A 19,392-nucleotide genomic window follows, 5' to 3' on the forward strand; every position below is an offset into this window, starting at 1 on the left:
CTCCCGATCACCGAGCCAACCGGGCCGCCGGCACGGTGGTGGCCAGCGCCGTCGCCGCGATCGTCCACGCCGTCAATTCGCCCGCGTGGTGGAAGTCGGCACCCACCGACAGGTAGAGCGTGCCGAAGGCGGCCACCCCGAGCACCTGCCCGAGCTGGATCATCGTCACCATCAGCCCGGACGCGTCCGATGCCCGCGGCAGCGGAACCCGGCGCAGCGCGAGCATCATCACCGGGCTGTACGCGACGCCCAGTCCGAAGCTGCTCAGGATCATCGTGGCGAGCAGCACCGCCAGCGGCTGTCCGCTGCCGAACCCCCACGCGGTGGCCGCGAACCCGAGCGCACCGATCGGCATCCCGATCATCGGCAACCGCCGATGCCAGGCCGCGGGCAACCGTTGCCACCGCAGCGACACCGTCGCGAACACGACCGAGGACGGGATGAAGGTCAGCCCCGCCTCCAGCGCGCTGTAGCCCAGCCCGCTCTGCACGTACAACGCGGTGGCGAACATCAGCCCGCCGAATGCCGTCATCGCCAACAGCAGCGTGGCCGCCCCCGCCACCACACCCGGCACCCGCAGCAGCTCGACCGGGATCAGCGGCGCCGCCGCGCGTCGTTCGACGATCGCGAACAGCCCGAACAGCACGGCGCATGCGCCCAGGCTGAACCAGCCCCAGGTCGGCCAGTGCAACTCGTGCCCCATCACCAGCGGGACGACCAGCGCGAGCAGCGCGGGAGCGAGCAGTGCCAGGCCCGGGACGTCCAGGCCGCGTGCCGCGGGGGTACCACCGGCCGGCATCACCCGCCGGGCGAGCACGTACAGCGCGATCCCGACCGGGATGTTGATCAGGAACACCGGCCGCCAGGACAGCCCGAACAGGTCGGCGCTGACCAGGAGTCCGCCCAACACCTGGCCGGCGACCATGCCGCCCGCGATGGTCGCCGCATACCGCCCCATCGCCCGGGCCCGGTCGGCGCCCGCGTAGGTGGCCTGGATCAGATTGAGCACCTGCGGCACCATCAGCGCGGCGCCGCCGCCCTGGATCGCGCGGGCCGCGATCAGGGAGGTGTCGTCCCAGGCCAGGCCGCACAGCAGCGACGCGGCGGTGAAGACGACCAGGCCGATGCCGAACACCCGGCGGAAGCCGTGCCGACCGCCCAGCCGCGAGCCGGTGACGATCAGCATCGCGTAGACGATGGTGTAGCCGGAGATGACCAGTTGCAGTCCCGCGCCGCTGGTGTCCAGGTCGGTACGGATCGTGGGGCCGGCGACGTTGACGACGGAGGTGTCCAGCAACGCCATGAACTGGGCGGTGAGCAGTGCGGTCAGTAGGAGCGGATGGGCGCGTCGCGCCGTGTCCGGCGCCGCGGTCGTGGTGGTCATGCCAGGAGCGTGCGGGCAGTGTGGTCCTGTTGCCGAGAGCCTGTCGATCCTGGTACCGAGAGCACCTGGCAGCGAACCACGGCAGGCACGAGGATGGCCGGATGAGCACCCACACCGCCAGCCGACGCACCGAACTGGGCGCATTTCTGCGCAGCCGGCGCGAGCGCCGGACCCCGGAGGACGTCGGCCTGCCGCCGGGCCTGCGCCGGCGCACCCCCGGGTTGCGCCGCGAGGAGGTCGCGATGCTCGCCGGTGTGGGGGTGACCTGGTACACGTGGCTGGAGCAGGGCCGTCCGATCAACGCGAGCGTGCAGGTGCTGGACGCGGTGGCCCGCACACTGGGGCTCGACGCGGCCGAGCGCACCCACCTGTACCGACTCGCCCAGGTGCCGTGGGAGATCGAGGCGCCGTCGGGGACGACGTTGCCGGTGGAGATCCAGGAGATCCTGGACGGCCTGGTCCCGAATCCGGCCGCCGTGTACAACGCCCGGTACGACGTACTGGCCTGGAACGAGGCGTACCACAAGTTGTTTCCCGGCCTGGTCGAGCAGGCGGCCGACGAACGCAACGTGATCTGGGCCACGTTCATGTCGCCCGACCCGTGCAATCCGTTCCTCGACCGGGATTTCGAGGAACCGCGGATGGTCGCCGAGTTGCAGGCCTCGTTCGCCCGGCACGTAGGCGAACCGGAGTGGGAGTCGTTCGTGCGACGCCTGGCGAGCAGCAGTCCGAAGTTCGCCCGGCTGTGGGCGCGCCGCGAGGTCGGCTCGGGCAATCGGCACGTCAAGCGGATCATGCACAACCAGCTGGGCCGGATGGAGTTCGCGGGCACCAAGCTGCTGCCGAGCGTGCCGGAGACCCGGATGATGGTGTACACCCCGGCCGACGACGTCACACGGGAGCGCATGGCCGAGCTGATGGCGATGACGACCACACACTGGTGCTGCGCGCGCTGCCGGAAGAAGTCCCGCTGGAGCCAACCCACTTCGGCACTCGCCATGACGACGGACCGGACCGACGACCCGGCGACCGCGGGCCCCACCGCCCGGCTGAGCGGGTGAGCGGGTGAGCCGGGCAACGGGTGAGCGGGTGAGCGGGTGACCGCGAGCACACCGAACGGCCCGGCCTCCGATCGCGGGCGCGGGATCGAAGCACCGACGTTCGCCGATCCGACGCAGCATCGGCGCTGGTGGGCCGCTCGGCGGCGGGCGCTGGAGCACGCACTGCGGCTGTGCACCGAGGGCCCCTCGGCCGGCGCACTGGTGCTGCGCGGAAGCATGCCGTTGATCGCGTGGTTGGGCGCGGCGGCGCGCGAGCCGGGTGATCTGGACTGGGTCGTGTCGCCCTCGCCGATCCGGCCGGTCCGGCCGGATCGCCCACACCCGCACGTCCCGGAGCGTGCCGTGGTCCAACAGTGGCCCGAGGTGTTCGCGGGCGCGGGCGCGGGTGACCTGTGGTGCGACGAGGAGTTCGACACGCGGGGCATCCGGGCCTGCCCACCGCCCGAGGGCACCGCGTGGGTACAGGTCGACACCCTTTGCGACGACCCGTACGACGACGAGTACGACGACCGGTGGGACGCCGAGTGGGACGACGAGTGGGCCGACGTGGGCGAGTCACCGCACCACGAACTCGTCGAGGCCCTGGCGAGGTGCCCCGATGCGGGCGCCGGGGTGGTCCTGGACGCCGGTCGCGCGCACTCCGAGGGTGGAGGTTCGTACGGCGACGGCGACGGCGCGCGCGGCGTGCGGTTGATCGTCCCCTGGCGTGCGGACGGGCTGCCGGAAGGCACGATCCGGGTCGACTACGCCTTCGACGAGTGGGTGCCGGAGCCGGCGCGCTGGACGGCGATCCCGCGCGCGGGCGGCGGGCCGCCGGTGGTGGCGCCGGCGGCGAGCCGGGCGCTGTCCCTGGCCTGGAAGCTGCGCTGGTTGCGCAGGGACGCGGCCGAGGCCGGCGTCTTCGCCAAGGACCTGTACGACGCGGTCCTGCTCGCCGAATCGCCGCACACCCGGCTGCGCCGGGAGCTGCTGGGTCGGGTCGTGGGCGGGGTGCCGGTCGCCCCGGGCGAGGTCGCGTCCTGGTCGGTGCCGGACTGGGACAGGTTCCGCGCGGCGCATCCGTCGGCGCGGGGGCCGGAGGCGGCCTGGTTGGCCCGGCTCGGGCACGCGCTGGGCACGATTTCGGGCCGACCCGGCCCGGGTCGCTGACCGGGTCCGGTGCGTCCGGTTCGCCGATCGGGTCCCGGCGCGCCAGGTTTCCTGATCGGGGCGGGGCGACCGGATCCCTGACCGGGCGCCGAGCGGGCAGATCCCTCTCCGGCCCCGCGAATGGGCCCGGCTCGGCCGGCGGGCGGTCCGGGCCGGGCCGGGATCGCTGCGGGCTCGGCTGCCTCGGGCGGTTCAGATGTCGTAGGCCACGGTCACCGGCGCGTGGTCGGACCAGCGCTCCGCGTAGGTGTCGGCGCGTTCGACCACGGCGGTGACCGCCGCGTTCGCCAGGGCCGGGGTCGCCACGTGGTAGTCGATCCGCCAGCCCGCGTCGGTGTCGAACGCCTTCCCCCGGTAGGACCACCACGAGTAGGGCCCGGGGCCGTCGGGGTGGATCCGGCGGACCACGTCGTGCCAGCCGGCCGCGCCGAACAACGCGTCGAGCCAGGCCCGCTCCTCCGGCAGGAAGCCGGACTTCTTGACGTTGCCCTTCCAGTTCTTGATGTCGTGCTCGGTGTGCGCGATGTTCCAGTCCCCGCACACCAACGACTCGCGCCCGCCGATCGCCGCCGTCGCCCGCATCACCTTCAGGTGCGCGACCAGGTCGGCCATGAACCGGGTCTTCTCCTCCTGCTTGGGCGTCTCCGCCTCGCCCGTGGGCAGGTACAGGCTGGCCACGGTCACCTTGGGCAGGTCCACCTCGATCCACCGCCCGGCCGCGTCGAACTCGGCCGACCCGAACCCGATCCGCACCGCGGTCGGCTCGACCCTGCTGTACACGGCCACGCCGGCCCGGCCCTTGGCCGTCGCCGGGGCGTAGTAGGCGTGCCAACCCTTGGGGTCGCGCACCTCGTCGGCGAGCTGGTCGGGGGTGGCCCGCACCTCTTGGAGGCACACCACGTCGGCCTCGGTCGTGTTCAGCCATTCGGTGAAGCCCTTGCCGGCGGCGGCACGCAGGCCGTTCACGTTGGCGGTGGAGACGGTGATCATCGGTGCAGATTAGCCCGTTTCGGGTCGGTGCGAAGTCGGGGGGTGCGGCGGCCCGGGATCGGCGGGCGGGGCGGGCCGTCGACGTCGGGCGACCCCGGATCGGCGGGCGGGACCGTACGGCCGCCCGGGCCGTACGACGGCGCCGGGCCGCGGCGGCCGTCTCAGCCGAGCAGCGCAGCGTGCAGCGCCTGCCAGGCCGCGCCGGGGCAGCGCGCGGCCACCTCGGCCGGCTCGACCCACTCGGCCGCGTCGCACTCGGACCCGGGGTCGGGCCGGGTCGGCACGCCCGGATCCGGCAGCCGCACCGTGAAGAACGCCTGGAATGTCCGGCGCGGATAGCGGTAGTCGGCCGGCGGCATGTCCAGGAGGGTGATCCGCTGGCCACCGAACAGGGTGAGGCGCTCGGCGGCCACCCGCAGCCCGGCCTCCTCGGCGAGCTCGCGCGCCGCCGCTCCGACCGGAGTCTCCCCCGGGTCCAGGTGCCCGCCCGGCACCTCCCAGCCGCGTCCCGGGCGGTCCACCCGGGTCAGCAGCGTGCGCCCGAGGCCGTCCAACGCGAGGACGAAGGCGGTGGTGACGATGTAGCCCTCGGGCGGGTCGGCACAGCGCAGTACGTCCATCCGGTGCGCGGTGGAGATCCAGGGCACGGTCAGCGATGCGAGCACGGTTGACGCCATGACCGCCATCCTCGCGGGCCGGGCGACGGCGGCCGGCCCGGGGTCGAGCCCGCGTGCCGCCCCGGAAGGCACGGCGGAGCCGATCTCGGCCGCATCGCGCCCCGCCCGACACGCGTCGGTACCGCCATCGCCGCTCCTCGACCCGTCGCCCCGCCCGACGCATAGCTCCCGGCCGCGTCCGCGCGCGTGCCCGCCTCGGTCGGCCGGGACCCCGCCCACGGCGGTTGTCCGCCGCGCCGATCGGCGGTATACCTCCGCATACGATCGATCGCCCGGCCGGCCGCCCACCCGTCGCAACGGGCCGCACCCGCACCGCCGCTCGGCCCCGCGGACCGGGCCGGCTCGGGGGCCTCAGAGGGTGCCTTACTCCGCCTTACTCCGCCTTGCTTCGCCTTAGGGCTCCTCGGCGCGGCTTAGGTATCGGGCCGGGTTCGGGGGGCGGGATAGATGCGGCATCCGCCTCATGTCCGGACCCCCACTGGGGCGAGAAGCTGTTACCACGAGCCGGGGAGACCGGGTCGAAGTAACAGAAGGTGGACACAGTGATCGAGTACGAGCTTTACAAGACCCGTCAGCAGGAGCTTCTCGCCGGTGCCGAGCAGGACCGCCTGGTCATGACGGCCCTGCGCACCCGGCGCGCCGCCGCCAAGGCCCGGCGTGCCGAGCGGGTGGCCCACGAGGTGGTGCAGAGCGCCGCCGCGGTCGAATCGGTACGCATGCGTCGGAACCTGCAGCTGCTCACCCGGTGACGGCGACGGTGACCCCCGACGCACGATCCGGACCGACCGGACGATGTCACCACCGGCCGAACGGCACGCGGCACCGCCGGACAGTGGACGGCGACAGGGCAACAAAGAAATCCCCCGGCGACCCCGAGTGGACCTCCGTCCCTCGGGGTCGCTGCACGTCCGGGCCCGGTGTTCGAACCCGGCCCACCGCGTCCGCGGCGACGCCGACGACGCACGCGTGTCGCTCGGGACGGCGCCGGCCATCGGCCGACGTCGGGGGCGGCTACCTTGGCGGCGTTCGCTGAAGGTATCGATGAGGAGACTCCGCCGATGAGCGTCGCGTTGTTCACACTCGGAGGCACGATCGCGATGGCCGGTGCGGTCGGCACGGATGCCGGTACGGTCGTCGCCCGCCTCAACGGCGCGCAGTTGACCGCCGCCGTGCCGGGCCTCGCGGATCTGGGTGTCGCACTCGACGTGCAGGACGTACAGGCGGTGCCCAGCGGGAGTCTGACGTTCATTCAGGTCCTGGACGTGGTCGCCGCCGCTTCGCGCGCGGTCGCCGCGGGGGCGACCGGAGTCGTGGTGACCCAGGGCACCGACACGCTGGAGGAGACCGCCTACCTCGTCGACCTGGTCTGGCCGCACCCGGAGCCGTTCGTGCTCACCGGCGCGATGCGCAACCCGACACTGGCCGGGCCCGACGGCCCCGCGAACGTGCTCGCCGCCGCCCGGGTCGCGGCGGCCGAACCGGCGCGCGGGCTGGGCGCGTTGGTGGTGTTCGGGGACGAGATCCACGCCGCGCGCCGGGTGCGCAAGACGCACAGTACGAGTACCGCCACGTTCCGCTCGCCCGACACCGGAGCACTGGGGGTCGTGGTCGAGGGCCGGGTACGGATCCTGGCCACACCGCCGGTACACGCGCCGCTGCCGATCCCGGAACCGGCCGCGCTCACCTCGGCCCGGGTCGCGCTGTACACGGTCACCCTCGACGACGACGGCGCGCTGCTCGCCGATTTCCCGACCGACCAACGGGGCCTGGTGGTCGCCGGATTCGGTGTCGGCCACGTGCCGGCCGGGCTGGCGCCGGTGCTCGGCGAACTGGCCGCGCACTTCCCGGTCGTACTGACCTCGCGTACCGGCGCCGGTTCCGTGCTGCGGCACACCTACGGCGCGCCGGGCTCGGAAACCGACCTGCAACGCCGCGGTCTGCTCAACGCCGGTCTGCTCGACCCGTACAAGGCACGGGTGTTGCTGCGCCTGCTCATCGCCTCGGGCAGCGACCGCGACGCGATCGCCGCGGCCTTCACCGAGCACGGATGAGTCGGAGACCCGACGAGCCGGGCCGGCGCGCGCCGCACGGGGTCGATTCGGGGTCCGTTCATCCGCCCGGACAGGACAGGAAGTGGCGGACGTCCGCCGCGAGCGCCGCCAACTGCTCGCCCGCCTCCACCACCAGGGTCACCGAGGCCGCCCAGCCGCAGCCGCCCATCCGCCGCGGTCGCAGCTCCCAGGTCAGTTCGACCCGCCCGCCGGACCGGAAGGCCGCCGTGACGGTGAGGTCGTGATCGTCGGTGTGCCAGCGGCGTTCGCCGTCCCAACCGCCGAAGTCACGGGCGAGATCGGTCAGGAAGCCGTCTATCTCCCTGGCCTCGCCGGTCCAGGCGACCACCCGATCGAGATGCGCGGCCATCCCGGGCGCCTGGATCTCGACGGTGTAATGCACGAGCCGCGATGCCGTGTAGCGCGCGGCGACCTCGTCGTCCGGGCTGACCGCGTCGCGCAGGCGAATTCGAATGGCCGGACGGTCGTTGCACCGGATGATCACGTCGTTCGGGTCGGGCGATCCGGTCGGCTCGTTCGATTCGTTCGCCGCGTCGAAGTGGGGATGCATCCGCCGAACCGTAGGGCAGAGCGCCCGCCGACGTCATTCCGGTTCCCGGCACCCGCCCCCACCCGGCTGCTTCGCTCAGCCGCGGGCGCGCTCGACGCGCCCCTCGTCCCATACCGGGCCGTCCGTCTCGCGGACCCGCCCGTCCTGGCCGAAGACCATGAAGCGGTCGAAGGAGGACGCGAACCACCGGTCGTGGGTGACCGCGAGCACGGTGCCGTCGAACGCCTCCAACGCGTCCTGGAGCGCCTCGGCCGAGACCAGGTCCAGGTTGTCCGTCGGCTCGTCGAGCAACAGCAGGTTGGCGCCGGAGAGTTCGAGCAACAGCACCTGGAATCGGGCCTGCTGGCCGCCGGAGAGGGTGTCGAAGGGCTGCTCGGCGCCGTAGGCGAGTTCGTACCGGTCGAGCACCTTCGCGGCGCCCTCGCGGCCCAGCCCGCTGCGGTGTTCGTCGCCCCGGCCGAGGATGTCGACCAGCGTCTTGCCCGCGAACTCGGGGTGGTCGTGCGTCTGCGCGAACCAACCGGGCCGCACCCGTGCCCCGAGCCGGGCCCGGCCGGTGTGCGCCACCGGCGCGATCACCGTGTCGCCCACCGGTTCGTGCTCGACCTCGGGATCGGTACCGCCGGCCGCGAGCAGGCGCAGGAAGTGCGACTTGCCCGAGCCGTTCGAGCCGAGCACCGCGACCCGGTCGCCGTACCAGATCTCGGCGTCGAACGGCCGCATCAGGCCGGTCAGTTCCAGCGCCTCGGCGATCACCGCGCGTTTGCCGGTGCGGGAGCCGCGCAGCCGCATCTTGACGTCCTGCTCGCGCGGGATGTTCTGCGGCGGCCCGGCCTCCTCGAACTTGCGCAGCCGGGTCCGCGCGGCCTGCAGCCGCGAGGCCAGACCGTCGTTGTACGCCGCCTTGTTCTTGTACATCAGGACCAACGCCTTGAGCTTGGCGTGCTCCTCGTCCCAGCGCCGGCCCAATTCCTCGAAGCGCTCGAACCGGGCCCGCCGGGCCTCGTGGTAGGTGCCGAACGAGCCGCCGTGGATCCAGACCGTGTTGCCCGCCGCGCCGAGTTCGATCGTGACGATCCGGTCGGCGGCCTGGGCGAGCAGTTCGCGGTCGTGCGAGACCAGCAGCACCGACTTCTGGCTCTCCCGCAGCGACTGTTCGAGCCAGCGCTTGCCCGGGACGTCGAGATAGTTGTCCGGCTCGTCGAGGATCAGCACCTCGTCCGGGCCGCGCAGCAGCGCCTCCAGGGCGAGCCGCTTCTGCTCGCCGCCGGACAGCGTGCGCACCTCGCGCCATTTGGCGCCGTCGTAGGTGGTGCCCAGCGCCGCCTGACAACACTGGTCCCAGGCGGGCTCGATGTCGTAGCCGCCCGCGTCGCCGAACTCGGCGAGCGCCGTGGCGTACCGCATCTGGTGCTTCTCGTCGTCGTTCTCCATCAGCGCCAGCTCGGCCTCGTCCACGGCGCGCATCGCGTCCCGGATCCGCGGCGGGGCGAGCGAGACGAGCAGGTCGCGCACGGTGGACGCGTCCCGGATCCGGCCGACGAACTGCGGCATGATGCCGAGCCCTCCCGTTCGGGCGACCGCGCCGCTGTCGGGTTTCAGCTCACCCGTGATGATCCGGAGCAGCGTGGTCTTGCCGGCGCCGTTCGCACCGATCAGCGCCACGGTGGTGCCGTCACCGACACGGAAGGACACCTCGTCCAGCAGGACACGCCCGTCGGGCAAGGTGAATCCGACGGTATTGACATCGATGTAGCCCATGGCGTGGCGCGTCCTTCGTCCTGCGGTCGGGGGGATCCGAGGGTGGTCTCCCCGGGCGTTCCGAGGGTGACAACCCTTCCTACCCGCTCCACGCCGACCGGGCCAACGCATTTCGGGCTCCCCCGCACGGTAGCGCGCCGCGAGGAGGGCACGGGACACGCCGGCAGGAGGGCCGCTGCCACCGGGAGGAGTGCCGATGCCACCGGCCGGGTGTCGATGCCACGGGAAGGAGTGTCGATCACACGGCCGCGAGAGCGCACGCGGATCGACACCTTTCGCATAGTGCAACTATTGATTCGCGCATCGCAACCTGGAACGGTGACGGCTCATCAGTTTCGGGGATATCCAAGGAGTCGCGGTGGCACACACGGAACCGCAGCAGATCGCCCGGCAGGTCGCCCTGGGCGAGCGCAGTCCGCTCGGGTTCGGGGTCTTCCTGGCCCCGTTCCATCAGGCGGGGCGCAACCCGACCCTGATGCTGGAACAGGACCTGGCCCTGGTCGAGCACCTGGACCGGCTCGGCTACGCCGAGGCCTGGATCGGCGAACACCACTCCGGCGGCTGGGAGATCGTCGCCTCGCCCGAGTTGTTCATCGCGAGCGCCGCGGCCCGTACCCGGCACATCCGCTTCGGCACGGGCGTCGTCTCGCTGCCCTATCACCACCCGCTGCACGTCGCGGATCGGCTGGTCCTGCTCGACCACCTCACCCGCGGCCGGGTCATGCTCGGCGTCGGCCCGGGTCAACTCGCCTCCGACGCACACATGTTGGGCATCGACACCGCTCGTCAGCGGGCGATGATGGAGGAGTCGCTGGAGGCGATCGTCGCACTGCTCGCCGGCCGCGAACCGGTGACCCGGGAGAGCGACTGGTTCACGCTGCGCGACGCTCGCCTGCAGTTGCGGCCGTACACCCACCCCTCGCTGGAACTCGCCGTCGCCGCGACCTTCTCTCCGGCGGGTCCGCGCACGGCCGGGCGGTTCGGCGCGGGCATGCTCTCGATCGCCGCGAGCCAGGAGGGCGGCTTCGACGCGCTCGGCACGCACTGGGGCATCGCGAACGAGGTCGCGGGTCGTCACGGGCAGACCATGGACCGGTCCAAGTGGCGGCTGATGGGCATGATGCACATCGCCGAGACCGAGGAGCAGGCGCGCCGCGAGGTGGCGTACGGCCTCGAAGGCATCCAGAACTACCAGGCCAAGGTGCTGCCGATCCCGCTGGACACCGGCACGCCACTGGCCGAGCGCATCGACCACGGCAATCGGACCGGCTCGTTCATCTGCGGCACGCCCGAGATGGCGATCCGTCAGATCGAGCGGCTGTGGCAGAAGTCCGGCGGTTTCGGCACCTACCTGTTCATGGGCGCCGACTTCGCGGACCCGGAGGCGACGAAGCGCTCCTACGAACTGATCGCGCGCGAGGTGATCCCGTACTTCACCGGTGCCGCGCACGGCCCGCTTGCCTCCCAGGACTGGCAGGTGGGCCTGTCCGGGACCTGGCGCGACCAGACCGCGCAGGCCGTCGGCGGGGCCGTGAAGGACTACGAGAACACGAAGGGGACCACGGCGTGAGCACGCGGATCGACGGCGGTGTCGGCGCGGGACGCGTCGCGGGCAAGGTGGCGCTGGTGACCGGGGCGGCGGCGGGCATCGGGCGGGCCGTCGCGCACCGCCTCGCCGCCGAGGGCGCGTACGTGGTCGCGGGCGATATCGATGCGGCCGGATTGGCGACGCTCGCCGAGGAGTTGGGCGCCGAGCGATGCGTCACCCGGTTGTCCGACGTGACCGTCGAGGACGACGTGGCGGCGCTGGTACAGGCCGCCGTGGACGAGTTCGGCGGCCTGGACATCGCGGTGGCCAACGCGGGCGGCGGCACGGCGGCCGAACTGGCCGACCACGACTACGCCACCTGGCGCCGCGTCGTCGACCTGTGCCTGAACGGCGCGTTCCTGACCGTCAAGCACGCCGGCCGGGTCATGCGCGCCCAGGACGGCCGCGCCGGTTCGATCGTCAACCTCGCCTCGCTCAACGCGGTCCAGGCCGGTCGCGGGATGGGCGCGTACTGCGCGGCCAAGGCCGGCGTGGTCGCCCTGACCGAGGTGGCCGCGCTGGAACTGGGGCCGTCCGGCATCCGGGTGAACGCGGTGGCCCCGGGCCTGATCCGCACGCAGGCCACCGCGGGCATGTGGCATGTCCCGGGCGTGGTCGAGGAATACGTCGAGAACGCCCCGCTGGGCCGGTTCGCGGAACCCGAGGAGGTGGCGGCCGTGGTCCTGTTCCTGGCCTCCGACGAGGCCTCGTTCGTCTCCGGCAGCGTGTACGGCGTCGACGGTGGCGCCCGCACCCGACGGTACCCGGACCTGATCGGCGCACTGGAGCGGTTGTCGAAGGAGTGAGCGCGGCACCGGGGCGGCCGGCCGTCGGCACGAACGCGCAGCCGACGACCGGACGGTTGTCGGGGCGTGACGGGGGGCGGATCGGCCCGTTCGGAGCGGGGCGCCCGATCGGTGATCAAGCGGCTGATCAGCGGCGAAATGGGGCGCGAGGGTTCCTCTTCCGGTTACTGACACATCGTCAAGTTTCTGTTCGGTAATGGCGCTATCGCCTCCGAATGGACGTGTCCGCGATCGGTTGGCAGCCTGGTCCGGCCGGGTTCGACCTCTTCGATCGGAGACGGTTTTCCGGCCTCGCGGAGGGGAAACCAGAGGGCACCGAACGGGACGGGAGGGGACCTGACACCCCCAGTGCGCGACGGCGCAGCCGCATCCCGTGGGTATCAAGGCGCCGGCGGTCGGGCCCACTCCCCCGTGCCCGACCGCCGGCCGCCGCGAGGCACCGTGACCGCGACAGCCGATCCTCGGTCGCCGGCGCGACCGTGCCCGCTCAGCGCACGTCGATCCCGCGCAGATGCCGCATGTCGTTGTAGCGGATCGCACGCAGCCTGCCGTCGCGAACGCGCCAGCGGGAGATCGAGGCGTTGCCCACCGGGTCGGTCCGGATCAGACGGTCGACGTCCGTCTCGGTGAGGCCCTCCAGGATGTAACGCAGCATCAGTACGGTCGCGTCGTGCCCGACGATCAGCACGTGCGCACCGGGCGCCTCGTGCCGCAGGTCGGTGAGCAGCGTGCGCAGCCGCAGCGCGACGTCGGCGAGCGACTCGCCGCCGGGTGGGCGGTAGTACAGGTCGCCGACCCGGCGCCGACGCTCGGCCTCCTCCGGGTTGAGCCGCTCGATCGCGGCGGCCGTCCGCAGTTCCAGGACCCCCATCTCGCGATCCCGCAGCCGCTCGTCACGACGCGGCGCGGGCAACAGCAGGCCCAGCCGGGCGGCTTCGCGGGCGATGATGCGCATTGTCGAACGCGCCCGGCGGTACGGCGAGACCAGGACGATGTCCGGCGTCTCGCCCTTGAGCGCGAGCCGTCGCCCGACCGCACCGGCCTGATCCTCGCCCCGCGCGGTGAGCGCGATGTCGGCGTCCCGACCGACCATCGCGGGATCGAACCCGTTCATCCCGTCGCCCGCTTCGGGCAGCCCATCCGCCGGGGAGGAGCGGAGGGCCGCTTCGGTGGCGGCGAAGGCCGCGTTGGCCATGCTCTCGCCGTGGCGTACGGCGACGATCTCGGCGGGCCCGAAGGGCGCGTTGTCCGATGTGCCGACCACGGTGCCCCCAAGCTTTGATCCCTGTCATGGTTCTCACCACCGGAGACGTACCGAAACTCCCGGCGGCGGACCCGACCATCGGGCACCATCCCGGATCCGACCGTCGGCCACCGCACCGGACCGGGTCGGGTCGGGTCGCCGTCGCCGGCCGTCGACGCCCGCCGCGCGTCGCCGTCCCCGCCTCCGCAGCGCACCCCAGGCACGGCCGCCCTGCACGATGCACCGCCGGCCGTCGGAAGATCGCATCGACCAACTCGTCGTTCGTTCATACGAGACACGGCAGGACTTGTGTGATCTTCCATCCGCGTGTCCGGATAATCTGACCGCATGATCGAACCTCGCGTCGCCCTCGTCACCTGCGCCGAGCTGCCGGACCTCGACCCGGACGAGCGCCTGCTCTTCGAACCGCTGGCAGCTCGCGGCATCCGCGCCGAGGCCGCCGTGTGGAACGACCCGGCGGTGGACTGGGCCGGTTACGACCTGGTGATCCTGCGCTCGGTATGGGACTACCCGGCGCGCCGCAAGGAGTTCATCGATTGGGCCGCGAGCGTGCCGCGCCTGGCCAACCCGGCGTCGATCGTGGCCTGGAACACGGACAAGACCTACCTGCGCGACCTCACCAGGGCCGGCCTGCCCGTCGTGGAGACGATGTGGCTGGAGCCCGACTCGACCGTGACGCTGCCCACGTCCGGCCTGCATGTGGTCAAGCCCGCGATCAGCGCCGGCTCCCTCGACACCGAGCGCTACGACCTGGCCTCGCCCGAACAGCGCGCGCTCGCCGCCGGGCACGCCACGAACCTGCTCGCGAGCGGCCGGACCGTGATGGTCCAGCCGTACCTGGAGGCCGTCGACACCGTCGGCGAGACCGCACTCGTCTACTTCGACGGCGTCTTCAGCCACGCCGTCCGCAAGGGCGCCATGCTCGACGGCACCGCCGAGACGGTCGGCGACCTGTATCGCAGCGAACGGATCGAGGCACGCGAACCCTCCGCCGCGGAACTCGCCGTCGCCGCCCGGGTACTGACCGAGATCCCGGTCGGGCCCCTGCTGTACGCCCGCGTCGACCTCATCCCGGCCGCCGACGGCACACCCACCCTGCTGGAACTCGAACTGACCGAACCGTCCCTGTTTCTCGCCTACGCCGACGGCTCCGCCGACCGCTTCGCCGACGCGATTGTGAGCGCGCTCCAGCCGTAGCCCGCGACGCGTCCACCCCGTGGGGCACGACCGACCTCGGCCGAGCGCCGGGCAGGTCACCACCCGGCCGCGGGCAAGCGGGCGGCGAGCCGGAGACCACGTCCGGACCGATGTGGACCCGGGGTCCGCCTGTGACCGTCCCACCGTTTCGGCCTGCGGCGCCGACGACCGACGGAAGTTGGCTGATTCCACGATGGGGATTCCGCGACGTCCTGCGCTCGAATGGGGGGATCCGCGCGGGGGGAATCAGCGCGCCTGACGACAGGGGAGGACGAGAGCCATGGCGAACGGCAGTGGCGAGGTCACGGAGGAGCAGGTCCGAGAGAAGGCCGCCCGGTTCCGGGCCGCACTGGAGGGGCGGAGGATCGAGGGCTTCGACGCGGCGGCGGCGCTCGACGTGGAGGCGGCGGCGCGCCGGGCCCTGGAGGCACGGGCCAGGCCCCGCGTGGCGGCGCGCGACGTGCTCGGCGTGATTCGGCCGGCCTGGGAGGAGGAGGCGGCGAAACAGGGGCTGACGGGCGAGGCCCTGCGCGCGTTCGCCCTGCAGATCCTGGCGGACGACGGCCCCATGGCCGCCTGCGAGATGGACGGCCTCTGGTACTCCATCCATCTCAACAAGGCGGCCGTCGAGCTGATCGAGAACTCGTCCGAGCTGTTCAACAACGTGCTGGAAATGGCCACCGAGATCTTCGAGGATCTCGAGCTGATCCTGATTCCGCTGGAGGCCTTCGTCGACGCCGAGTCGAACGCGATCAAGGCGGTCGCCGACCAGAGCAACGGCCAGGTCCAGCTCGAAGGCTACTGGCCCAGCCCGTTCGCCATCCCCATCCCCGACCCGGACTTCGTCTGGGGTATCGGCAACATCACCGACCACTGGAAACGCGACCTGGGCGAATAGACCCCGGCCCCGGTAACCCCCGCCCCTGCCTTGTGCCCACGGCGGAGGGCCGGGACCGGGGCACTCCCCGAGGCCGCTTCGTTCGAGCGGCCTCGGGAGCGGTAACTCAGGCGGCAACCAGCGAGGCGCGGATCCGACCGACGACTTCGGACCCTCGAACGACACGAGCAGCCGATCCGTGTGTGGCCCACCCGGTCGGGGGGACGATGGGTCCATGAAGCGCGACATTTCCCTCGAATGGGACAGTGATCCTGCGATCGGGGAGCGGCATGCCACCGAGGTGTACGCGTCGGGGGGCCTTCCCGCCCCGACGCCGCCGTCGCGGACCTCCTCGACCGCCGACATAGACGCCGATGTCGATGTCGATGCCGAGGTCGACGCGAGCGGGTCCGGCGATCGGATCGGTACGGTCACCGCACGTCGCGCCGGCCGGCTGCTCGGCTGGGTGAGCATCGACGGCGACGGCGAGGCCGGCGTCGCCGCCCAGGGCGAGCGGGCCGATCGACTCGCCCGCCGATTGGTTCGGGGGTCCTACGCCGGGGACGCGCCCGCGACCGCCGAGGAACGGGACGCGTTCGTGCTGATGTACCGGCGCGCCGCCGAGCAGGCCCGCGCCGTCGGTGCCCGGGTGCTGCATTGGAGCGGCACCGACACCGGGCCGGAAGGCACGGCCGCCCGCGCGCTCGCGGCCCGGGTCACCGGCGAGATCGCCCGGATCTGGACGGTGGACCCGAACGGCTGGTGGGCACCGGGCGGACTGCCCGCCGTCCGGGTACGCACGCTGCCGCCGCCCCGGGTCGGCCTGATCGGCGAGGGCGCCGAACTCACCGTCTCGGTCGAGGACGACCGGGCGTACCTCAACGCGGGCGAGGCGATCACCGCACCCGGCGTCGCAGCCGACATCCTCGGCGCCCTGATCGCCGAACTGGTGGAGTCGATCCGCCGGAACCATCCGGACGTGCGCGAACTCGCGGTGTTCGAGTTCGACGGCGACACCGAGGGCGCCGTACGCCAGGCCCTGCCCCTCGCCGGCCTACGCATCGAACACCGGGTCCTGGACTTCGAACTCGCCCTCGACTGACCCCGGATCCGACGGCCCGCGCCTCCGACGCGCGTACGACATCGCCACGGCCGCCGCCCCGTCACGTCCTGACGTAGGTCGCGATGGACATCCCGCCCGCGAGCACCGTGCCGCCCGTGCGGGTGAACGCGGTGACGTCGAACCCGCCGGACAACATCGGGATCCCGGTGCCGATCAGGATCGGGTAGGTCTTGATCACGAGTTCGTCGATCTCACCCATCAGGCTCCCCGCCAGACGCGCGCCGCCGGCCAGCCAGATGCCCTTGCCGGTCGGCTCGGCCTTCAACTCGCGGACCTTGGCGACCGGGTCGCCGGCCACCAGGGTCACCCCGGGATCGGGGCTCTCGGTGATGCTGCCGGTGACGACGTACGTGCGCAGGTGGCTGTACGGATCGGCGAACCCGGCCCGCAGCCCCGGTTCGTACGTGGCCCGGCCCATCACGACCGTGTCGAAGTGCCGGAACTCGGCATCGGGCGCGACCCCCACGTGCGGGGCGACATGTGCCGGGATCGTCTCCGGATACTCGGCAACGAGGTGCGCCAGGACGTCCTCGCCCACCGGAAAGAAGTCGACATTGCCGTCCCTGTCGGCAATGAAGCCGTCGAGGGTCGCGCCGATGAAGTACGTGAGCTTTCGCATGCGGTCTCTTTTCCTGTCTGGCGATGTGTGCTGACGCCGTCCATCAACGACTACATTTATAGTACTTCACATGTAGTGGTCGCAACGATCCAGCCTCCGAGACCGAGCGGAGGCGCCGAGAGGTAGGCGGAGCGGAGCAAGGGACGAGGCGGCCCAGAGCAAGGCACACAGCGTGGCGCGGGGTGGCGCGCCGGGCGTGACGCGGAGGCAATGCCGGGCGGAACACGTGGCGCCCGGCGTGGTGCGCGCCCGGAACGGGGCGAAGCGGCGCCGACGTACAGAGCAAGGCGAATCGCGACATGCCATGCCGCAACGGCGCAGCAACGCGGGACGGGATGCAGCGCGGGGCCGAACAACGGCGCAGCGGGGCGGAGCACGGGCCGTGGAGCCAGGCATGGCGGCGCGGTGGAGCCGAAGTGCTGTAGAGCCGGGCAAGGCGCGGCGGAGCACGGCGCCGCCAGGCCGGGCGGCGTAGCCCGGCAAGGCATAGCCGGGCGCGGCGGAACACGGCGCGGCGTAGCCCAGTGGGGGTTACCAGGGGCGTGTTTCAGGACCCGGCAAGGGCTGGAGGGTCGGCCAGGTTTTGAGCAGGTGGTGGTGCAATCGGCGTGCCAGGATGGCCAGTTCGTGGAGTGGTTCGGATGTCGTGGCGGCGACGACGTCGAGCCGGTGGACCAGTCGCTCGCGGGCCGAGACCGGGCCCCACGTGAAGTCCGCGACCGGGACGCGGGCCAGTTGGTCGGCCTGGTCCCGGTGCGCCCGTTCGACCAGCGCGTCGCCGCGGATCAGCCAGCCCGCGCACGCGTCGGCGATCCCCGCCTCCGTGTCCGTGGCCTGCCCGGTCAACGTCCGCCATGTCGACGCGTATACCGCCTCGACCTCGGCCAACGGCGCTCCCGTCACCGACATCGCACACCAACAGGTCGGGAACGCGACCCGGAAGTAGGCCAGTTCGACCAGACCGTCACCCAGCGCGGCCTGTTCGAAGTCGACGAAGCGCACCCCGTCGACGGTCCGCAGGTCGTTGCCCGGACACGGGTCGCCGTGCAGCAGGGCATACCGACCGGCCGGATCCAGTCGGGTGAGCAGCGCGGCCAACTCGTCGGGTGCGCCCGGCGGGATCGGTACGCCGAGGGTCGTGGCCAGCGCCAGGAACGAGTCCGCGTCGGCCTCGCTCGGCGGTCGCCACGCGGGCAGTTCCGTGGCATCCGCCGGGCCGGTGAGCGCGTGCAGTCGGGCCAGGGCCTCGGCGTGGCCGGGCATCCAGTCGTCCGTCCGGCCCAGGTCGTCGAGGTATTCCAGCACCATGACGCACCCGTCGGGATCGGCGCCCAGCACGCGGGGGCCGACTGGGCCTCGGGCGGCCAGCCGCAGGCCCGCGACCTCGCGGGCGAACCGCTCGGGCGCGCCGTACCGGTTGTCGCCCGCGTCGGTGATCTGCTTGACGATCGCCCGCTCACCGCCGAACTCCACCTGCCACACCCGTGAACGCGGGCTGCTGTCCAGGAGTTTCGCCTTCTTCGGCGGGCCGAACACGGCCCGCAACGTGTCGCCGATCGGCACCTGAAGCGTCATGGAACAGTCACCATAGCCAGGCATGGTCGAACCGCCACCACCGACGGCCCCGGATCGGGCGGCCCACACCCGCACCCGACCACCCTCGCCGACACCTGCCCCGCGCTCCCGACGCCCGTTGCAGACGACGCAGTCCGCGCAGCCCCGCGCGGCCTCGCGAGAACCCACACCCCGGGCACCCGCACCCCCGGTCACGGGTAGTCGAAGAACCTGATCCACCACGTCGGCCCGTCCTCGACCGTGTAGTGGTCCGCGAGCCGGCTCGTCCCGTCGTACGTCGTCCGCAACAGATCCTCCGGCACGACCCGATAGCCGAGGTCGTCGAGCGCGGCCTCGACCCGTTCCCGGTCCGCCGGCGAGACGTACGCGGGCGCCGCGCCGACGGGGTGATCGTCCGGCGCGTCGACGCTCGTGGCGACCAGGTCGCCGAAGTTGCTGACCACCAGGGTGATCCGCCCCGTCCCCGCCAGTGCCGCCGCCGGAACCACGATCGCCCCGTGTCGACTGGCCGCCCGGGCCGTGCCCTCGACCGGACAGCGACACCCGAAGTCCGCCTCCAGGCGCTCGACCAGTCGGTCGAAACGCTCGTGCGTGGCGACCGGGTCGTAGTCGGGCGGAGCCGTCAGATGCTCCGGGTCGTCCAGGGCACGCAGCAGTGCCCAGGCCTGGTCTTCGTCGAGCAGCGTCATGAGTCAGCCG

Annotated in this window: 18 protein-coding genes; 9 read left to right on the forward strand and 9 right to left on the reverse strand. The window is 72.3% G+C overall.

Annotation, left to right across the window (positions count from 1 at the left end; translation table 11 throughout):
- Nucleotides 1-7 precede the first annotated feature (7 nt).
- Nucleotides 8-1,384: an MFS transporter gene (locus tag ACFZBU_RS25470; RefSeq protein ID WP_391585957.1), complete on the reverse strand. Its 1,377-nt coding sequence runs from the start codon at nucleotides 1,382-1,384 to the stop codon at nucleotides 8-10.
- Between the two features lie 101 nt (nucleotides 1,385-1,485).
- Here ACFZBU_RS25470 and ACFZBU_RS25475 point away from each other — a divergent pair, with 101 nt between their 5' ends.
- Both ACFZBU_RS25475 and ACFZBU_RS25480 read left to right on the forward strand, forming a co-directional pair.
- Nucleotides 1,486-2,445, forward strand: coding sequence for a helix-turn-helix transcriptional regulator (locus ACFZBU_RS25475; protein ID WP_391585958.1), 960 nt, complete (start codon nucleotides 1,486-1,488; stop codon nucleotides 2,443-2,445).
- Between the two features lie 36 nt (nucleotides 2,446-2,481).
- Nucleotides 2,482-3,594: a nucleotidyl transferase AbiEii/AbiGii toxin family protein gene (locus ACFZBU_RS25480; protein WP_391585959.1), complete on the forward strand. Its 1,113-nt coding sequence runs from the start codon at nucleotides 2,482-2,484 to the stop codon at nucleotides 3,592-3,594.
- Nucleotides 3,595-3,786: 192 nt separating this feature from the next.
- Here ACFZBU_RS25480 and ACFZBU_RS25485 read toward each other — a convergent pair whose 3' ends face one another.
- Together ACFZBU_RS25485 and ACFZBU_RS25490 are read right to left on the reverse strand one after the other, a co-directional pair.
- Nucleotides 3,787-4,584, reverse strand: a complete 798-nt coding sequence (locus ACFZBU_RS25485) for an exodeoxyribonuclease III (protein WP_391585960.1) — start codon at nucleotides 4,582-4,584, stop codon at nucleotides 3,787-3,789.
- Between the two features lie 161 nt (nucleotides 4,585-4,745).
- Nucleotides 4,746-5,261 carry an NUDIX hydrolase gene (locus ACFZBU_RS25490; protein WP_391585961.1) on the reverse strand — a complete coding sequence of 172 codons (516 nt, stop codon included), beginning with the start codon at nucleotides 5,259-5,261 and terminating at the stop codon, nucleotides 4,746-4,748.
- A gap of 542 nt (nucleotides 5,262-5,803) precedes the next feature.
- Here ACFZBU_RS25490 and ACFZBU_RS25495 point away from each other — a divergent pair.
- Both ACFZBU_RS25495 and ACFZBU_RS25500 read left to right on the forward strand, forming a co-directional pair.
- Nucleotides 5,804-6,010 carry a hypothetical protein gene (locus ACFZBU_RS25495; protein ID WP_391585962.1) on the forward strand — a complete coding sequence of 69 codons (207 nt, stop codon included), beginning with the start codon at nucleotides 5,804-5,806 and terminating at the stop codon, nucleotides 6,008-6,010.
- Nucleotides 6,011-6,319: 309 nt separating this feature from the next.
- Nucleotides 6,320-7,312 (forward strand): asparaginase, encoded by a 993-nt coding sequence (locus ACFZBU_RS25500; protein ID WP_391585963.1) that lies wholly within the window; start codon nucleotides 6,320-6,322, stop codon nucleotides 7,310-7,312.
- Between the two features lie 58 nt (nucleotides 7,313-7,370).
- Here ACFZBU_RS25500 and ACFZBU_RS25505 read toward each other — a convergent pair whose 3' ends face one another.
- Together ACFZBU_RS25505 and ACFZBU_RS25510 are read right to left on the reverse strand one after the other, a co-directional pair.
- Nucleotides 7,371-7,883, reverse strand: coding sequence for a DUF6228 family protein (locus tag ACFZBU_RS25505; protein WP_391585964.1), 513 nt, complete (start codon nucleotides 7,881-7,883; stop codon nucleotides 7,371-7,373).
- 75 nt (nucleotides 7,884-7,958) lie between these two features.
- On the reverse strand, nucleotides 7,959-9,644 hold the full coding sequence (locus tag ACFZBU_RS25510) for an ABC-F family ATP-binding cassette domain-containing protein (RefSeq protein WP_391585965.1): 1,686 nt from the start codon (nucleotides 9,642-9,644) through the stop codon (nucleotides 7,959-7,961).
- Between the two features lie 358 nt (nucleotides 9,645-10,002).
- Between ACFZBU_RS25510 and ACFZBU_RS25515 the strand changes: the two genes are divergently transcribed.
- Entirely contained in the window at nucleotides 10,003-11,214 is a 1,212-nt protein-coding gene (locus tag ACFZBU_RS25515) for an LLM class flavin-dependent oxidoreductase (protein WP_391585966.1), read from the forward strand.
- Entirely contained in the window at nucleotides 11,211-12,038 is an 828-nt protein-coding gene (locus ACFZBU_RS25520) for an SDR family NAD(P)-dependent oxidoreductase (protein ID WP_391585967.1), read from the forward strand. The genes ACFZBU_RS25515 and ACFZBU_RS25520 overlap by 4 nt, the downstream gene beginning before the upstream one ends.
- Nucleotides 12,039-12,525: 487 nt before the next feature.
- Here the strand turns inward: ACFZBU_RS25520 and ACFZBU_RS25525 are convergent, their stop codons facing one another.
- Nucleotides 12,526-13,302 carry a histidine phosphatase family protein gene (locus tag ACFZBU_RS25525; protein WP_391585968.1) on the reverse strand — a complete coding sequence of 259 codons (777 nt, stop codon included), beginning with the start codon at nucleotides 13,300-13,302 and terminating at the stop codon, nucleotides 12,526-12,528.
- Nucleotides 13,303-13,629: 327 nt separating this feature from the next.
- On the opposite strand from ACFZBU_RS25525, the gene ACFZBU_RS25530 reads away from it, so the two are divergent.
- The 3 genes from ACFZBU_RS25530 (at nucleotide 13,630) to ACFZBU_RS25540 (ending at nucleotide 16,478) form a co-directional block, all read left to right on the forward strand.
- Nucleotides 13,630-14,499, forward strand: a complete 870-nt coding sequence (locus ACFZBU_RS25530; protein WP_391585969.1) for a RimK family alpha-L-glutamate ligase — start codon at nucleotides 13,630-13,632, stop codon at nucleotides 14,497-14,499.
- Between the two features lie 280 nt (nucleotides 14,500-14,779).
- Nucleotides 14,780-15,397 (forward strand): hypothetical protein, encoded by a 618-nt coding sequence (locus tag ACFZBU_RS25535; RefSeq protein WP_391585970.1) that lies wholly within the window; start codon nucleotides 14,780-14,782, stop codon nucleotides 15,395-15,397.
- A gap of 214 nt (nucleotides 15,398-15,611) precedes the next feature.
- Nucleotides 15,612-16,478, forward strand: a complete 867-nt coding sequence (locus ACFZBU_RS25540) for a hypothetical protein (protein WP_391585971.1) — start codon at nucleotides 15,612-15,614, stop codon at nucleotides 16,476-16,478.
- Nucleotides 16,479-16,539: 61 nt separating this feature from the next.
- Here ACFZBU_RS25540 and ACFZBU_RS25545 read toward each other — a convergent pair whose 3' ends face one another.
- The 3 genes from ACFZBU_RS25545 to ACFZBU_RS25555 all read right to left on the reverse strand — a co-directional run bounded on the left by ACFZBU_RS25545 (nucleotide 16,540) and on the right by ACFZBU_RS25555 (nucleotide 19,382).
- Nucleotides 16,540-17,118, reverse strand: a complete 579-nt coding sequence (locus ACFZBU_RS25545; protein ID WP_391585972.1) for a dihydrofolate reductase family protein — start codon at nucleotides 17,116-17,118, stop codon at nucleotides 16,540-16,542.
- Between the two features lie 531 nt (nucleotides 17,119-17,649).
- The gene (locus tag ACFZBU_RS25550; protein ID WP_391585973.1) at nucleotides 17,650-18,693 is read right to left on the reverse strand and encodes a phosphotransferase family protein; all 1,044 of its coding nucleotides are present in this window, start codon (nucleotides 18,691-18,693) and stop codon (nucleotides 17,650-17,652) included.
- A gap of 191 nt (nucleotides 18,694-18,884) precedes the next feature.
- Complete coding sequence (locus ACFZBU_RS25555; protein WP_391585974.1) at nucleotides 18,885-19,382, reverse strand: hypothetical protein; 498 nt, start codon at nucleotides 19,380-19,382, stop codon at nucleotides 18,885-18,887.
- Nucleotides 19,383-19,392: the final 10 nt, after the last annotated feature.

The organism is Embleya sp. NPDC008237, from assembly GCF_042956465.1.
GTDB lineage: Bacteria > Actinomycetota > Actinomycetes > Streptomycetales > Streptomycetaceae > Embleya.

What these genes read in the sequence shown, in the direction of transcription:
- ACFZBU_RS25505 (WP_391585964.1), bottom strand. Translation starts at nt 7,883, where the DNA reads ATGCATCCCCACTTCGACGCGGCGAACGAATCGAACGAGCCGACCGGA.
- ACFZBU_RS25470 (WP_391585957.1), bottom strand. Translation starts at nt 1,384, where the DNA reads ATGACCACCACGACCGCGGCGCCGGACACGGCGCGACGCGCCCATCCG.
- ACFZBU_RS25550 (WP_391585973.1), bottom strand. Translation starts at nt 18,693, where the DNA reads ATGACGCTTCAGGTGCCGATCGGCGACACGTTGCGGGCCGTGTTCGGC.
- ACFZBU_RS25475 (WP_391585958.1), top strand. Translation starts at nt 1,486, where the DNA reads ATGAGCACCCACACCGCCAGCCGACGCACCGAACTGGGCGCATTTCTG.
- ACFZBU_RS25500 (WP_391585963.1), top strand. Translation starts at nt 6,320, where the DNA reads ATGAGCGTCGCGTTGTTCACACTCGGAGGCACGATCGCGATGGCCGGT.
- ACFZBU_RS25510 (WP_391585965.1), bottom strand. Translation starts at nt 9,644, where the DNA reads ATGGGCTACATCGATGTCAATACCGTCGGATTCACCTTGCCCGACGGG.
- ACFZBU_RS25485 (WP_391585960.1), bottom strand. Translation starts at nt 4,584, where the DNA reads ATGATCACCGTCTCCACCGCCAACGTGAACGGCCTGCGTGCCGCCGCC.
- ACFZBU_RS25535 (WP_391585970.1), top strand. Translation starts at nt 14,780, where the DNA reads ATGGCGAACGGCAGTGGCGAGGTCACGGAGGAGCAGGTCCGAGAGAAG.
- ACFZBU_RS25545 (WP_391585972.1), bottom strand. Translation starts at nt 17,118, where the DNA reads ATGCGAAAGCTCACGTACTTCATCGGCGCGACCCTCGACGGCTTCATT.
- ACFZBU_RS25490 (WP_391585961.1), bottom strand. Translation starts at nt 5,261, where the DNA reads ATGGCGTCAACCGTGCTCGCATCGCTGACCGTGCCCTGGATCTCCACC.
- ACFZBU_RS25540 (WP_391585971.1), top strand. Translation starts at nt 15,612, where the DNA reads ATGAAGCGCGACATTTCCCTCGAATGGGACAGTGATCCTGCGATCGGG.
- ACFZBU_RS25555 (WP_391585974.1), bottom strand. Translation starts at nt 19,382, where the DNA reads ATGACGCTGCTCGACGAAGACCAGGCCTGGGCACTGCTGCGTGCCCTG.
- ACFZBU_RS25530 (WP_391585969.1), top strand. Translation starts at nt 13,630, where the DNA reads ATGATCGAACCTCGCGTCGCCCTCGTCACCTGCGCCGAGCTGCCGGAC.